The organism is Actinomadura rugatobispora, assembly GCF_055379765.1.
In genome coordinates this window covers 875,814-890,393 of record NZ_AP029191.1, presented here as the reverse complement: position 1 = coordinate 890,393, position 14,580 = coordinate 875,814, and the positions used below count along the sequence as shown (strand labels likewise).

The window sequence follows — 14,580 nt, the reverse complement described above, 5'->3', positions numbered from 1 at the left end:
TCGACGCATCGCCCGACGAATTCGCCACTGCCGTCCCAATTCGCCGGCCGAACCGGGCCGTTATCCCCGCTCGCTCTGTTCCCGCAGGTAGTCCTCCCTGACCCGGCCGCGGCTCAGCTTGCCGGAAGGGGTGCGCGGCAGCGACGCCCGGAACTCGATCCGCCGCGGGTGCTTGAGCCGTGCCAGCCGCGGCTCGCAGTGCGCCAGCAGCGCCGCCGCGAGGTCCCCGCCCGGTGCGGCCCCGTTCGCCGGTTCGACCAAGGCGACGACGCTCTGCCCCCAGTCCTCGTCCGGGACGCCGATGACGGCGACGTCGCCCACCGCCGGGTGCTGCAGCAGGGCCGCCTCGATCTCCGCCGGGTAGATGTTCACACCCCCGGAGATGATGAGGTCGGTGCGGCGGTCGCTCATGTAGAGCCAGCCGTCCTCGTCCAGGTGGCCGATGTCGCCGGGGGTGTAGAAGTCGCCGAGCATGCTGGAGGCGGTCTTGGCCGGGTCCCCGTGGTACTCGAAGCCCGCCTGCCCGCGGGCGTAGATCAGGCCGGGCTCGCCGGGCGGCAGTTCCTCGCCCGCCTCGTCGAAGATCTTGACCTCGACGCCCTCGACCGCGCGGCCGACCGTGCCGGGGTGGGCGAGCCACTCCTCCGGCCGCGCCACCACCACGGGCCCGCTCTCGGTGGAGCCGTAGTACTCGTACAGCACCGGGCCCCACCAGTCGAGCATGCGCCGCTTGGTGTCCACCGGGACCGGCGCGGCGCTGTGGTACACCTGCCGCAGCGACGACACGTCGTACCGGTCGCGGACCTCGGCGGGCAGGTTCAGCATGCGGTGGAACATCGTCGGCACCATGAACGCGTTGGTGACGCCGTGCCGCTGGATCAGCTCCAGGGTGTCCTCCGGCTCGAAGTGCTCGCCGACGACCACCGCGTGCCCCAGATTGAGCGCGAGCAGCGCGTGCACGCACGGCGCCGAGTGGTAGAGCGGCCCGATGGCCAGGTGCACCTCGTCGCCCGGTTCGAGGGCCAGGTGCTGGGCGAGGGTTTGCCTCAACACGCTCATCGGCAGCTCGGGTGGGAAGTCGAGCTGCGGGCGCCGTACGCCCTTGGGCCTGCCGGTCGTCCCGGAGGTGTAGAGCATTATCGAGCCCATCGTGCGCTCGGCCGGCGGCTCACCCGACCCGCCCCGCACAAGCTCGGCAAGGCTCGTGTACCCGTCAGGCGCTTCGGTGGACGGACCGAGCGTGATCAGCACCCGCGAGGAACCCCCCACCCCACCACCCCCCGTCCCAGCACCAACCCCAACCCCACCGACCACATCCGCAGCACCCCCCGCCCCCATGCCACTTCCCGTGCCGCCCCCGGTGCCCGTGCTGCTCCCCGTCCCCGTGCCGGCCCCCGTCTCCGTGCTGCTTCCTGCACCCGTATTGATTGCCAAGCCGGTCTCCGCGCCCGTGCCGGTCCCCGTGCGCAGGCCAGTCTCGGTGTCTGGGGCAGTCGCCGTGCCTGTGATCGTCTTTGTGGCGCTTCCGGTGCCGGTTGCCGTGGCTGGGGCGGTTCCTGCGGTCGATTTGGTGGTCGCGTGCGGGCTGGGTTCCGTCACCGCGCCGGTCACGGTGTCCGTGTACGCGGGTTCGGTGATCACGGCCTTGGCGCCGCTGTCGGCGAGGATGTAGCCGATCTCGGGGGCGGTGAGGTGTCGGCTCACCGGGACCAGGTAGAGGCCGGTCTGCATGGCCGCCAGCAGCACGGTCAGGAACTCGGGCCGGTTGCCCAGGACGGTGGCCACCGTGTCGCCCTTGCCGAGTCCGAGGGCGCGCAGGCCGTGTGAGAGGCGGTTGACCTCGGCGTGCAGTTCTCCGTAGGTGACCGTTCCGGCGGGGGTGCCCAGGAACGCGGGCCGGTCGGGATGCGCGGCGGCGATCTCGTAGAAGCTGACGCCTTCGATTCCCATGCGGTGCTCCTCCGGCGGGGTGGGTGGTCCGTCCATGGAGCTACGCCACCGCCGGGAAGTCAAGGCTTGGATCGGTCCAAAGTAAGTGGCCGATTACCTCTCGGTCGACGATGGCGTCGGAGCGGCCGACGAGGAGGCGGCGGCGGACGCCGTGCCTGGTGCCGGGTGGCGAGACCGTCGGATGGGCGCCGGTGCTCAGTGAGAGGGGGGAGTGGCGCACAAGGCGGCGTGGGCCATGGTGTGGAGCAGGGACGCCATGGCCTCGCGGTCCAGGCCGCTGGCGCTGTGCGGGGTGGAGTTGATCAGCCCGAAGCAGGCGTGGACGGCGGCGCGGGCGCGGTCCACGGGCTCGTCCGGGCGCAGCCGTCGCAGGACGCCCACCCACTCCTCGACGTAGGCCCGCTGCAACCGCCGGACGCGATGGCGTTCGGCCTCGGGGACGTTGTCCAGTTCCCGCCCGTGCACGGTGATCAGCGCGGGCTCGTCGAGCGCGAACGCGATGTGCCCGCGCAGCAGGGCGTCCAGCGCCTCGGCCGGGTCGCCGGAGGCAGCCCGGCGGGCGCCCTCCGCGAGCAGCCGCTCGCTGATGTCCAGCAGCATCTCCGCCAGCACCGTCTCCTTGCTCCGGAAGTGCCGGTAGAGCGCGGGCCCGGTCAGGCCGACCGCGCGTCCTAGTTCCCCGATCGACACGCCGTGGTAGCCGCGCCGGGCGAACAGTTCGGCCGCCGCTCCCAGGATCTCGGTCCGCCGCGGATTCGCCGGGGCGGCCCGTCGCGTGCCGCCTCCGTCCGCAGGTGAGTCCGGTGCGCCCGGGGCAGGGTCGGGGCGCCCCTGGGCTGGGGTGGAGCCGCCTCTGGGGGAGCGGGCGGGGTCGCTGGTGGCCCGGGTCATGGGGACAGTCTAGACTGGCGTTGTTAATAGTGGTTAACATCGGCTTTGTTAATGACCATTAACTGTCGCGCCAGAGAACGAGGACGGGCGAGGACGGACGATGAGCGGACCACCTGAGCTGGGCACCCGCGCCGATCCCGGCGACGAGGCGTTCAAGCGCAACGTCGAGCACAACGAGGCCCTGGTCGCCGAGTTGCGCGAGAACATCGACCGGGCCGGGCAGGGCGGGCCGCCGCGCTCCCGCGAGCGGCACGTGGCGCGCGGAAAGCTCCTGCCGCGCGACCGCGTCGACACGCTGCTCGACCCCGGCTCGCCGTTTCTGGAGCTGTCCCCGCTCGCGGCGCACGGCATGTACGACGACGAGGCCCCCGGCGCCGGGATCATCACCGGGATCGGGCGGATCGCGGGCCGCGAATGCGTCGTGGTCGCCAACGACGCCACGGTCAAGGGCGGCACCTACTATCCGGTCACGGTGAAGAAGCACCTGCGCGCTCAGGAGGCGGCCCTCCACAACCGGCTCCCGTGCGTGTACCTGGTCGACTCGGGCGGAGCCTTCCTGCCCCGCCAGGACGAGGTCTTCCCCGACCGCGAGCACTTCGGGCGCATCTTCTACAACCAGGCCACCATGTCGCGCGAGGGCATCCCGCAGATCGCGGCGGTGCTGGGCTCGTGCACGGCCGGCGGCGCGTACGTCCCGGCGATGAGCGACGAGGCCGTGATCGTGCGCGGCCAGGGCACGATCTTCCTGGGCGGCCCGCCGCTGGTGAAGGCCGCCACCGGCGAGGTCGTCACCGCCGAGGAGCTCGGCGGCGGCGAACTGCACTCCCGCACCTCCGGCGTCACCGACCATCTGGCCGAGAACGACGCGCACGCGCTGGCGATCGTCCGCGACATCGTCGGCACGTTCGGCCCGCGCGAGCCGCGCCCCTGGGACGTCGCCGCCCCCGAGGAGCCCGCATACGACCCCGGGGAGCTGTACGGCGTCGTCCCGTCCGACGCCCGCACCCCCTACGACGTGCGCGAGGTCATCGCCCGGGTCGTCGACGGGAGCCGTTTCCAGGAGTTCAAGAAGGAGTACGGGACGACGCTCGTCACCGGCTTCGCCCGCATCCACGGCCACCCGGTCGGGATCATCGCCAACAACGGGATCCTGTTCAGCGAGTCGGCGCTGAAGGGCGCCCACTTCATCGAGCTGTGCGACCGCCGCTCGATCCCGCTGGTGTTCCTGCAGAACATCACCGGCTTCATGGTCGGCCGCGAGTACGAGGCGGGCGGCATCGCCAAGAACGGCGCGAAGATGGTCACGGCGGTGTCGTGCGCGCGCGTCCCGAAGTTCACGGTGGTGATCGGCGGGTCGTTCGGCGCCGGGAACTACGCCATGTGCGGCCGCGCCTACTCGCCCCGCTTCCTGTGGATGTGGCCGAACGCCCGGATCTCGGTCATGGGAGGCGAGCAGGCCGCCAGCGTCCTGGCCACGGTGCGCCGCGACCAGCTCGGCGACTCCTGGACGGCCGAGGCCGAGGAGGAGTTCAAGGCGCCGATCCGCGAGCAGTACGAGCACCAGGGCAACCCGTACTACTCCACCGCCCGGCTCTGGGACGACGGCGTCATCGACCCCCGCGACACCCGCCGCGTCCTCGGCCTGGGCCTGTCCGCCGCCGCCAACGCGCCGCTGGAGCCTGTCGGCTACGGCGTCTTCCGCATGTGAGGCGGCCCGGGATGCCGAGAAATCAACCCGACCTGCCGTGCACGGCCGTGAAGACCACGGCGTCCACGTCCGCGTTCGTGCGGAGGGTGTCGGGACGGAGCGTGCGGGCGGGATCGCCGGTATCGGGGAATGTGGAGGCCTGAGGGTGTGGGGAGCGTGATGTTCGAAAGCGTCCTGGTCGCCAACCGGGGAGAGATCGCGGTCCGGGTGTTCCGGACGCTGCGCCGCCTCGGAATCCGGTCCGTGGCCGTGCACACCGACGCCGACGCCGGGGCACCGCATGTGCGGGACTCCGACGAGGCGGTGCGGATCGCGTCCTACCTGGACATCGAGGCGATCATCGAGGCGGCCCGCGACGCCGGGGCCGAGGCGATCCATCCGGGATACGGGTTCCTCGCCGAGAACGCCGCGTTCGCGCGGGCCTGCTCGGCCGCCGGGATCGCCTTCGTCGGACCGCCCGCCGAGGCGATCGAGACGATGGGCGACAAGATCCGCGCCAAGCGGACCGTGGCCGCGGCCGGGGTCCCGGTCGTGCCCGGACGGGACGAACCGGGCCTGTCCGACGAGCAACTCGCCGAGGCCGCCCTCGCCATCGGGCTGCCCGTGCTGCTCAAGCCCTCCGCGGGCGGCGGCGGCAAGGGCATGCGGCTGGTCCGGGAGGAGGGCGAACTGACCGACGCGATCGCCTCCGCCCGCCGCGAGGCGCGCGCGTCGTTCGGCGACGCCACCCTGCTGGCCGAGCGGTACGTCGGCAACCCCCGGCACATCGAGATCCAGATCTTCGCCGACGCGCACGGCGGCGCGGTCCACCTCGGTGAGCGCGAGTGCAGCCTGCAGCGCCGCCACCAGAAGATCGTCGAGGAGGCCCCGTCGCCGCTGCTGGACGAGGCCGCCCGGGAGCGCATGGGCGCCGCCGCCGTCGCCGCGGCCCGCGCGGTCGGCTACACCGGCGCCGGAACGGTGGAGTACATCGTCTCCGCCGACCGGCCCGACGAGTACTTCTTCATGGAGATGAACACCCGCCTCCAGGTGGAGCACCCCGTCACCGAGCTGGTCACCGGCCTCGACCTGGTCGAACTCCAGCTCCGCGTCGCCGCGGGGGAGCCCCTCCCGATCACCCAGGACGAGGTCGCGCTGCGCGGGCACGCGGTCGAGGCCCGTGTCTACGCCGAGGACCCCGCCCGCGGCTTCCTGCCGACGGGCGGCCGCGTGCTGTCGCTGGACGAGCCGGCGGGCGAACACGTCCGCGTCGACTCCGGGCTCGCCGAGGGCACCGAGGTCGGCGGCTCCTACGACCCCATGCTCGCCAAGGTCATCACCTGGGGCGCGGACCGCGCCGAGGCCCTCGGCCGGCTCGACCGCGCGCTGGCCTCGTACACGCTGCTGGGCGTCCCCACCAACGTCGCCTTCCTGCGGGCCCTCGTGCGGCATCCCGAGGTGGCCGCGGGACGCCTCGACACCGGGCTGGTCGAACGCTCCCTCGACGACCTCACCGGGACCGCCGCCTCCGCGTCCGCCCCGCCCGAGGTCCTGGCCACCGCGGCCCTCGAACGGATGCTCGCGCTGGAGACCGGGGACCCCGACCCGTGGGCCGTACCGGACGGCTGGCGCCCCGGCGCGCCCGCCTGGACCCCGTGGATCATCACCCCGTCCGGCGGCGACCCGGTCGAGGTGCGCGTGCAGGGCCGCGCGCACGACGCCCGCGTGGCCGTCGGCGGTGACGCGCCCGTGCCCGCGTCCCTGCGGGCGGACGGACCGGCGCTGATCCTCGGCTTCGGAGGCAGGACGACCGTGTTCACCGCCGCCCGCGAGGACCACACGCTGTGGCTCGGCCGGGGCGGGCGCACCTGGGCGCTGGCCGAGCACGTCAGGGCGGAGACCGGCGCCGCCGCGTCCACCGCAGGCGACGGCGTGCTGCGCAGCCCCATGCCCGGGACCGTCCTGGCCGTCAAGGCCGCCGAGGGCGACCACGTCACCGAGGGCCAGCCGCTGGTCGTCGTGGAGGCGATGAAGATGGAGCACACGGTCACCGCGCCGGTCACCGGCGTCGTCGCGCAGCTGCCCGCCCGCACCGGGGCCCAGGTGGCCCTGGACGCCGTCCTCGCCGTGATCGAGAGCGCGGACCGATGACGCGCACCCGCCACCGGGCGGCCCCGCCGCGGGCGGCGGACGCCGGGACGCGACGACCGAGCCGGCCCGATCCGACCGGCGGCCGGAGAACGACATATGGAGGCGTGGGCGATGCAGGTTCCGCTTGACGGGCTCCCCGAACGGGTGACGATCTACGAGGTCGGCCCCCGCGACGGGCTGCAGAACGAGAAGGCGATCATCCCGGTCGCCGACAAGGCCGAGTTCATCGTGCGGCTCGCCGACGCCGGGCTGCGGACCATCGAGACCACCAGCTTCGTCCACCCCAAGTGGGTCCCGCAGCTCGCCGACGCGGAGGAACTCATCGGCGCGCTGCCCGGCACGGACGCGGTGCGGAGGCCCGTCCTGGTCCCCAACGAGCGCGGGCTCGACCGCGCGCTCGCCAACGGCGTCACCGACATCGCCATCTTCGCCAGCGCCACCGAGTCGTTCGCCCGCCGCAACCTCAACCGCACGGTCGACGAGTCCCTGGCCATGTTCGCGCCCGTGGTCGAGCGGGCCCGGGCCGAGGGGCTGTGGGTCCGCGTGTACGTCTCGATGGCCTGCGGCGACCCGTGGGAGGGCGACGTGCCGATCGAGCAGGTCGTCTCCGTGGCCAGGCGCGTGATGGACCTGGGCTGCTCCCAGCTCAGCCTGGGCGACACCATCGGCGTCGGCACGCCGGGCCAGGTCACCGCGCTCATCACCGCGCTCGCCGAGGCCGGGATCGGCCCCGACCGGCTCGCCGTCCACTTCCACGACACCTACGGCCAGGCCCTCGCCAACACCCTCGCCGCGCTCCGTGCGGGAGTGACCGTCGTGGACGCCTCCGCCGGCGGCATCGGCGGCTGCCCGTACGCGGAGAGCTCCACCGGCAACCTCGCCACCGAGGACCTGGTGTGGATGCTGCACGGGCTGGGCATCGAGACCGGTGTCGACCTGGAGAAACTCGCCGCCACCAGCCGCTGGATGGCGGGCCGTCTGGGACGTCCCAGCCCCTCCCGCGTGGTGCAGGCCCTGTCCCCCTGACCGCACCGAGTGAAGACCCCCGCCGCGACGACCCGCCCCGCGCGGGGCCGTGACACCGCTGAACGGGGAGCGCCCAGGGCGCGACCATCGACGACGAAGGAGTGACCCCCGATGATCGACTTCACGCTCACCGACGAGCAGGAAGAGCTGCGGCGCACCGTCGAACGGTTCGCCCGTGAGAGTGTCGCCCCCGTCATCGGGGACCTGTACGAGCGGGGCGAGTTCCCGTACGAGATCGTCGCCGCCATGGGCAAGATGGGGCTGTTCGGCCTGCCGTTCCCGGAGGAGCACGGCGGCATGGGCGGCGACTACTTCGCGCTCTGCCTCGCCCTGGAGGAGCTCGCCCGCGTCGACTCCTCCGTCGCCATCACCCTGGAGGCGGGGGTGTCCCTGGGGGCGATGCCCATCTACCGGTTCGGCTCCGACGCGCAGAAGGCCGAGTGGCTGCCCCGCCTGACCTCCGCCGAGCGGCTCGCCGCGTTCGGGCTCACGGAACCGGGCGGGGGCTCGGACGTCCCCGGTGGCATGCGCACCACCGCGCGGCTCGACGGGGACCAGTGGATCATCAACGGGACGAAGTCGTTCATCACCAACTCCGGCACCGACATCACCGCGTTCGTCACCGTCACGGCCCTCACCGGGGAACGCGAGATCTCCACGATCATCGTGCCGAACGGGACCCCGGGCTTCACCGTGGGGAAGAAGTACTCCAAGGTCGGCTGGTCGGCGTCCGACACCCGCGAGCTGTCGTTCGACGACGTCCGCGTACCGGCGGCGAACCTCGTCGGCGAGCGCGGCCGGGGCTACGCCCAGTTCCTGCGCATCCTGGACGAGGGCCGGATCGCGATCGCCGCCCTGTCGGTCGGGCTGGCCCAGGGCTGCGTGGACGAGTGCCTCCGCTACGTCCGGGAGCGCGAGGCGTTCGGCAAGGAGATCGGCCGCTACCAGGCCATCCAGTTCAAGATCGCCGACATGGAGCTGCGCGCCCACACCGCCCGTCTCGCCTACTACGCCGCGGCCGCGAAGCTGCTGGCCGGGCAGCCGTTCAAGAAGGAGGCCGCCATCGCCAAGCTCGCCGCCTCCAACGCCGCGATGGACAACGCGCGGGAGGCCACCCAGATCTTCGGCGGCTACGGCTTCATGAACGAGTACGCCGTCGGCCGGTTCTACCGGGACGCCAAGATCCTCGAGGTGGGGGAGGGGACGTCGGAGGTGCAGCGCATGCTCATCGCCCGAGCCCTGGGCCTCCCCGCCTCCTGACTCACGCCGAGGCCGACCCGCCGGGCGACTGGTCAGGTGGAGGAGTCCGGTGTGGCCGGCGCACTCGAACGCGGCTACCTCGCCACCGGGGCCGCGTCGCCGGCGGCGGGCGCGCGCCGGCTGTGCGGCAGTATGCGGCGCGGTCGGATGCGTCGCGGTCCGCAGCTCACCGCGGCCCCCCGCAGCGATCTCGGCCCGGTCGCGGGCCGAGATCGGGCTCGCGGGGGCGGTCACTCGCTTCCCAGGTAGAAGCGGCTGCCCTGGTCGTCGACGCATTCGGCGAGGGTGCCGTAGGGCCGCCGTTCCGGCTCGGTGGCGGTGCCGCCGGCGGCCCGGACGCGGGAGACGGCGGCGTCGATGTCGTCGACCGCGTACACGGGGACGATGGTGGGACGGTCGTGGCCGCCGTGCATGCCCGTCATGGGGTGGAGCTCACCGTCGTCGATCTGCACCGACCAGCCGTCGGGGACGCGGCCCGGGGAGAAGTTCCAGTCGAGCACCGTCCCGAAGAAGGCCCGGGCGCGCGCGGAGTCGGGGACTTGCAGGGTCAGGTAGGAGATCTCCCCCTGGGACGCGCTCACGGGCGGGGAGGGCCGGCCGGCGCCGGTGGAGGATGCCGGGGCGCTTCCGGGCTCGTTGAAGAGGGCGAAGTCCATTCCCTGGTCGTCGGTGCACTTCGAGACCCGCCCGAACGGCTCGTCGTGCGGCTCCTCGGCTGCTCCGCCGGCTGAGCGGACGCGCTCTGCGGCCGCGTGGACGTCGTCGACCGCGAAGTACAGGAACAGGGTGCGGTGGCCCTGGCCGCCCCACAGCCCGATGCGCTGGTGGGGGAGCCCCTGGACCCGGCGGCCCTGCGCGGCGCTGCCGGGGGCGAAGCGCCAGCCCAGGACGGAGCCGTAGAAGTCGGTGGCCCGTTCGACGTCGGGCAGCAACAGCGAGGCGTAGGCGATGTCGCCGTGCCGGGGACCGGGCGTGGGCGCGGGCGGGGAGGTGACCATCCAGCGGTGACCGAAGGGGTCGACGATCACGCCGTTGCGGCCGTGGGGGTAGTCGGCGACCGGCCGGGCGAGCTCGGCGCCCTCCTCGACGGCGCGGGCGACGACCGTGTCGACGTCGGGCACGGTGAGGTAGACGGACTGGCTGGGGCCGCCGCGCGTCTTGGGCCCCAGCAGCTCCAGCTCGGGCCATTCGTCGGCCAGCATCAGCACCGAGTCGCCGATCTCCAGCTCGGCGTGGCCGACGCGGCCGTCCTCCATCATCACCGGCTCGCCGCGCCGCCGGGCGCCGAGCACCCGGGCGTACCACTCGAGGGCGCGCGGGGCGTCGTCGACGCACAGATAGGGCGTGAGCGAGTGCACCCGGGCCTCGGGCTCCGCGGGCTCGGCCGGGGTCGCGGGGCCCGAGGCCCCGCCCGTGCGGGCGGTCGTGGTGGGCATGATGCCTCCCGTGTCGGCGCCCGTGGGGCGCAGGAGTTCCCGGCGCAGCCGCTCGCGCAGCCGGGCGGCGAAGACCGGATCGGGGTCGGCCGGGGTGATCGAGGCGCGGAGGGCCTCCAACGGGTCAGCCATCGCGGCCCTCCTCTCCGTGGCAGCGTTCGTTGTAGGCGCGCCGGAACGCGGCTCTCGCCCGTACCAGCAGCGCCTCGGTGGCGTGCAGGGTGCGGCCCAGGTGGTCGGCGACCTGCGGGACCGGGAGCCCGTCGAGGTAGCGCAGGGTCAGCGCCGCCTGATGGTGCGGGCCCAGCGCGGCCAGGACGTCCCGGGCCACCAGCGCGTCCAGCCGCTCCTCCCAGGGGTCGTCGGTGTCCGGGCGGCCGGCGTCGGCCTCGCGCAGCCCGCGCTCCTCGCGCGCCGCGCGCCGCCAGTGGTCGGCCAGCTTGTGCCGGGCCACCCCCACCAGCCAGGCCGCCGACAGGTCGGGCGGCGGCTCCTTGCGCACCGCCTCGACCGCGGCCAGGAACGTCTCCGCGGTCAGATCCTCGGCGAGGGCCCGCCGACCGCACCGGGACAGCAGGTAGCCGTAGACCTCGGGCAGCGCCTTGTCGTAGAGGGAGAGCAGCGCTGGGCCCGGGTCCGGTTCCACCTCCTGCCTCGGTCGTCCCATACCCCTCCATCGCTCGACGCCCGGGATCTCCGACGCCCGGACGCGGAAAAAATCCCATCACTCAGCGTAATCGATCAGCGCTTGATCGTGACCGGGCGTATTGTCGACGATGTCCGGGCCTCCGGACCGCCGCGACGGCCCGCACCGCTGCGACCGCCCGGCCCAGCCCGGCGATGTCGGGCGCGGGCCAGGCGGTCCCGTACGAGGCGTTAGGCGGGCTCGTTCGAGGCGTTCGGTTCGGGCTCGAAGACGGTGTTGCGGGGGCGGGGCAGGTCGTAGTGGTCGCGCAGCGTCGTGCCCGTGTACTCCTTGCGGAAGAGGCCGCGGCGCTGGAGTTCGGGCACCACGTGGTCGATGAAGTCGTCCAGGCCCCCCGGCAGGTACGGGGGCATGACGTTGAAGCCGTCGGCGGCGCCCGCCTCGGCCCATTCCTCGATCCGGTCGGCGATCTGCTCGGGCGTCCCGGTCACGACCAGGTGGCCGCGGCCCCCGGCGAGGCGGTACAGGAGCTCGCGCAGGGTGGGACGTTCCCGCTGGACGAGCTCGGTGATGAGCGCGGCCCGGCTCTGCGGCCCCTGCACGTCGCCGGGCTGTGGGAGCGCGTCGAGGGGGACGGGCTCGTCCAGCGGCAGGCCCGACAGGTCCACGCCGTCGAAGCGGGCCGACAGGTGGCGCAGCCCCACCTCGGGGACGGTCAGCTCGTTCAGTTCCCGCTCAAGCCGCCGGGCCTCCTCCTCGGTCGAGCCGATGATGGGGCTGATCCCCGGCAGGATCTTGATGTGCCGGGGGTCGCGGCCCGCGGCGGACGCACGGCGCCGGACGTCGGCGGCGAAGTCGCGCGCCGCGGCCAGATCCTGCTGCGCGGTGAAGATCGCCTCCGCGTACCGCGCGGCGAACTGGCGGCCCTCCTCCGACGACCCGGCCTGCACGAGGACGGGATCCCCTGCGGCGGCCGCGGGACGGTCAGCGCGCCGTTCACCCGGTAGTAGCGGCCCTCGAACCCGGCCCCCTTGATCCTGCCGGGGTCGGCGAAGCGCCCGGACTCCCGGTCGTGCAGGATCGCGTCGTCGGTCCAGCTGTCCCACAGCCTGGTGACGACCTCCATGTACTCGAACGCGCGGGCGTACCGCTCGTCGTGCGGGATGGGCCGGTCCAGCCCGAAGTTGCGCGCGGCGCCCCGCGCCCACGAGGTGACGATGTTCCACCCGATCCGGCCATGGCTGATGTGGTCGAGCGAGGCGAACTGCCGGGCGAGGTTGTACGGCTCGGTGTAGGTGGTGGACGCCGTCGCGATCAGCCCGATCCGCTCGGTCGCGGTGGCGAGCGCGGCCAGCAGCGTCAGCGGTTCCAGGCCGCTGCGGGGGCGGTGCTCGGTGTCGCCGCCCACGATGAGCTGGTCGGCGAAGAACACCGAGTCGAGCAGGCCCTCCTCGGCGCGTTGCGCCAGCCGCCTGTAGTGGGTGACATCGGTGATGGCGGCGGTGGTGGAACGCGGATGGCGCCAGGCCGCCTCGTGGTGGCCGTGGCCCATCACGAAAACGTTAAGGTGCAGTCGGTCCGGCGCCATCGCGGGCGTCCTCCTTCGTGATGCCCAGCCCTTGCAGCAGGGTCCTTCTCGTGGCCAGGAAGTCGGGGTGCTCGTGGTCCCTTGGCCGCGCCAGGCCGATCTGCAGGTCGACGGCGATGCGCTCCTCGTCCAGTACCAGGACGCGGTCGGCCAGGGTGATGGCCTCGTCCACGTCGTGTGTCACCAGAAGCACTGCGGGACGGTGCTTTGCGCAGTTGGTCAGTGCGTCCAGGGCGCCGAACGGCTCGTCGGCCAGGAGCAGTGCCGGTTCGCGCACCAGGGAACGTGCCAGCGCGACGCGCTGCTGCTCGCCGCCCGACAGTGCGTTGGGCCAGGCGCGTTCCCGTCCGGCCAGGCCCACGTCCGCCAACGCCTCGCGGCCCCGCACGGTGGAGTCGGGGGCGTCCAGGCCCAGGACGACGTTGTCGAGTGCCCGTGCCCAGGGAAGCAGGCGGGAGTCCTGGAACATCACTGAACGGTTCTCGGGGACCTCTAGGTGCCCGGAGCCCTTCACGTCCGGATCGAGCCGTGCCAGGGCCCGCAGCAGCGTGCTCTTGCCCGATCCGCTCCGGACCGCACGTCGGTCAGCCGCGCCGGGTCGGTCTCCGGATGCCGCCATGCCGCCTCGTGATGCCCGACGCCCTGGATGAAGGCGTTCAGATGCAGCCCCCGGCCGCTCGCCGCCGTCACATGCCCTCCTTCTTGCAGCCATATCCCTGGCTAGCTGACTATACATACCGTTTTTATAAGAAATTATCCGAGGTGGGCGGTTCGTACGCGTGGGCATCCTCTGGGCGAATCATGCGGAGGCCGATCACCCGCGTGCCGTCACCCGGCACAATCGACGCCATGGCGAGCGTCAGGTGTCAGCCCTGCGGCTGAAATCGCAGGACACGGCCGCTTGCGCGGGATGATCGCGCGCCCCAGAGGGGATGCTTGGGGCTGCGGGTTCTGAACGGGGGCGGGGATGGGCGGGTGGAAGCCGGACGATGGCGAGGCCGCCGAGGCGAAGCGGCATGCGGCATCGGGACCCGCTAATCGGACAAATCCGGAAGTTCGCGATGATACGGATGTGAGGGAAACCGAGCCGCTGACCCTGTTCACCCGCGACGGCGTTCGCATCGACGCGGGTCACACCCCGGGCGACCCCAGACTGTGCATCGTCCTGGCCCACGGGTTCACCTGCTCCTGGCGGCAGCCCCCACTGCGCCGGATCGCCGTCGTGCTCAGCGCCCACGGCGGCGTGCTCGGCCTCGATCTTCGCGGTCATGGACGGTCCGGCGGCCGCTCCACGGTGGGCGACAGGGAGGTCTTCGACATCGAGGCCGCCGTCGCCGCGGCCCGCCGCCGCGGATACGAACGCGTCGCCGTGGCGGGCTTCTCCCTGGGCGGAGCCGTGGCCGTACGGCACGCGGCCCTGTACGGCGGCGTCGATGCCGTCGTCTCCGTGAGCGCACCCGCACGCTGGTACTACCGCGACACGGTTCCCATGCGGCGCGTTCACTGGGTGATCGAACGTCGCGTGGGCCGACTCGCGGTGCGCCTGGCCCGGGGTACGCGCGTCGCCGCGAATGGCTGGAACCCTGAACCGGAGGCGCCGCACATGGTCGCCTCACGCATCGCCCCGACTCCGCTGCTGGTCGTCCACGGCGACGCCGACCCGTTCCTACCCCTGGAGCACGCCCACCAGTTGTACGACGCGGCGCGTGACCCACGTGAGCTGTGGATCGAACCCGGATTCGGGCACGCCGAGGTGGCGGCGACCCCAGACCTCATCAAGCGCATAGGCAAGTGGGCCCTCGCGCAACGCTAGGCCAAGCCACCCAAAGCCCCATCCCTGCACGGCCGCGTACTCGCCAAGGCGCAACGCCCAAGAGGAAGTGCCTTCCTCCAGACGCGACAGCCGCCCGGGGCACGGTCACTCAGGGCGCATCGTCAACAAGAC

Annotated in this window: 12 protein-coding genes and 1 pseudogene; 5 read left to right on the top strand and 8 right to left on the bottom strand. The window is 72.8% G+C overall.

All coding sequences use genetic code 11. From position 1 onward, the window contains the following. Window positions 1-60: 60 nt before the first annotated feature. Both ACZ466_RS03535 and ACZ466_RS03530 read right to left on the bottom strand, forming a co-directional pair. Window positions 61-1,950 (bottom strand): AMP-binding protein, encoded by a 1,890-nt coding sequence (locus ACZ466_RS03535; protein WP_378283406.1) that lies wholly within the window; start codon window positions 1,948-1,950, stop codon window positions 61-63. A 195-nt stretch (window positions 1,951-2,145) separates the two neighbouring features. After that, the gene (locus ACZ466_RS03530) at window positions 2,146-2,841 is read right to left on the bottom strand and encodes an SACE_7040 family transcriptional regulator (protein ID WP_378283407.1); all 696 of its coding nucleotides are present in this window, start codon (window positions 2,839-2,841) and stop codon (window positions 2,146-2,148) included. A 100-nt stretch (window positions 2,842-2,941) separates the two neighbouring features. Here ACZ466_RS03530 and ACZ466_RS03525 point away from each other — a divergent pair, with 100 nt between their 5' ends. From ACZ466_RS03525 to ACZ466_RS03510, 4 genes are all read left to right on the top strand, one after another. Next, complete coding sequence (locus ACZ466_RS03525; protein ID WP_378283408.1) at window positions 2,942-4,549, top strand: carboxyl transferase domain-containing protein; 1,608 nt, start codon at window positions 2,942-2,944, stop codon at window positions 4,547-4,549. A gap of 159 nt (window positions 4,550-4,708) precedes the next feature. After that, window positions 4,709-6,679 (top strand): ATP-binding protein, encoded by a 1,971-nt coding sequence (locus ACZ466_RS03520; protein WP_378283409.1) that lies wholly within the window; start codon window positions 4,709-4,711, stop codon window positions 6,677-6,679. Window positions 6,680-6,790: 111 nt separating this feature from the next. Next, entirely contained in the window at window positions 6,791-7,705 is a 915-nt protein-coding gene (locus ACZ466_RS03515) for a hydroxymethylglutaryl-CoA lyase (protein WP_378283410.1), read from the top strand. Window positions 7,706-7,816: 111 nt separating this feature from the next. After that, window positions 7,817-8,965 carry an acyl-CoA dehydrogenase family protein gene (locus ACZ466_RS03510; RefSeq protein WP_378283411.1) on the top strand — a complete coding sequence of 383 codons (1,149 nt, stop codon included), beginning with the start codon at window positions 7,817-7,819 and terminating at the stop codon, window positions 8,963-8,965. Between the two features lie 230 nt (window positions 8,966-9,195). Here ACZ466_RS03510 and ACZ466_RS03505 read toward each other — a convergent pair whose 3' ends face one another. From ACZ466_RS03505 to ACZ466_RS03480, 6 genes and pseudogenes are all read right to left on the bottom strand, one after another. Beyond that, window positions 9,196-10,533 carry a VOC family protein gene (locus ACZ466_RS03505; protein WP_378283412.1) on the bottom strand — a complete coding sequence of 446 codons (1,338 nt, stop codon included), beginning with the start codon at window positions 10,531-10,533 and terminating at the stop codon, window positions 9,196-9,198. Next, window positions 10,526-11,068: an RNA polymerase sigma factor gene (locus ACZ466_RS03500; RefSeq protein WP_378283413.1), complete on the bottom strand. Its 543-nt coding sequence runs from the start codon at window positions 11,066-11,068 to the stop codon at window positions 10,526-10,528. The genes ACZ466_RS03505 and ACZ466_RS03500 overlap by 8 nt, the downstream gene beginning before the upstream one ends. A gap of 209 nt (window positions 11,069-11,277) precedes the next feature. Beyond that, window positions 11,278-12,153: an LLM class flavin-dependent oxidoreductase gene (locus ACZ466_RS03495; protein ID WP_464042815.1), complete on the bottom strand. Its 876-nt coding sequence runs from the start codon at window positions 12,151-12,153 to the stop codon at window positions 11,278-11,280. Beyond that, window positions 12,051-12,599 (bottom strand): annotated as a pseudogene (locus tag ACZ466_RS03490) (LLM class flavin-dependent oxidoreductase); the annotation flags it as partial. The pseudogene ACZ466_RS03490 and the gene ACZ466_RS03495, both read right to left, overlap by 103 nt. Before the next feature lie 10 nt (window positions 12,600-12,609). Further along, window positions 12,610-13,149 carry an ATP-binding cassette domain-containing protein gene (locus tag ACZ466_RS03485; protein WP_378283415.1) on the bottom strand — a complete coding sequence of 180 codons (540 nt, stop codon included), beginning with the start codon at window positions 13,147-13,149 and terminating at the stop codon, window positions 12,610-12,612. Continuing rightward, entirely contained in the window at window positions 13,146-13,325 is a 180-nt protein-coding gene (locus tag ACZ466_RS03480; RefSeq protein ID WP_378283416.1) for a hypothetical protein, read from the bottom strand. The genes ACZ466_RS03485 and ACZ466_RS03480 overlap by 4 nt, the downstream gene beginning before the upstream one ends. 382 nt (window positions 13,326-13,707) lie before the next feature. Here ACZ466_RS03480 and ACZ466_RS03475 point away from each other — a divergent pair, with 382 nt between their 5' ends. Further along, a complete protein-coding gene (locus ACZ466_RS03475; RefSeq protein ID WP_378283417.1) occupies window positions 13,708-14,448 on the top strand; it encodes an alpha/beta hydrolase in 741 nt (246 codons plus the stop codon). Window positions 14,449-14,580 lie beyond the last annotated feature (132 nt).

Bases quoted from the DNA above. Each gene is read 5' to 3' on its own strand.
- ACZ466_RS03535 (WP_378283406.1), bottom strand. From the start codon at position 1,950: ATGGGAATCGAAGGCGTCAGCTTCTACGAGATCGCCGCCGCGCATCCC.
- ACZ466_RS03530 (WP_378283407.1), bottom strand. From the start codon at position 2,841: ATGACCCGGGCCACCAGCGACCCCGCCCGCTCCCCCAGAGGCGGCTCC.
- ACZ466_RS03525 (WP_378283408.1), top strand. From the start codon at position 2,942: ATGAGCGGACCACCTGAGCTGGGCACCCGCGCCGATCCCGGCGACGAG.
- ACZ466_RS03520 (WP_378283409.1), top strand. From the start codon at position 4,709: ATGTTCGAAAGCGTCCTGGTCGCCAACCGGGGAGAGATCGCGGTCCGG.
- ACZ466_RS03515 (WP_378283410.1), top strand. From the start codon at position 6,791: ATGCAGGTTCCGCTTGACGGGCTCCCCGAACGGGTGACGATCTACGAG.
- ACZ466_RS03510 (WP_378283411.1), top strand. From the start codon at position 7,817: ATGATCGACTTCACGCTCACCGACGAGCAGGAAGAGCTGCGGCGCACC.
- ACZ466_RS03505 (WP_378283412.1), bottom strand. From the start codon at position 10,533: ATGGCTGACCCGTTGGAGGCCCTCCGCGCCTCGATCACCCCGGCCGAC.
- ACZ466_RS03500 (WP_378283413.1), bottom strand. From the start codon at position 11,068: ATGGGACGACCGAGGCAGGAGGTGGAACCGGACCCGGGCCCAGCGCTG.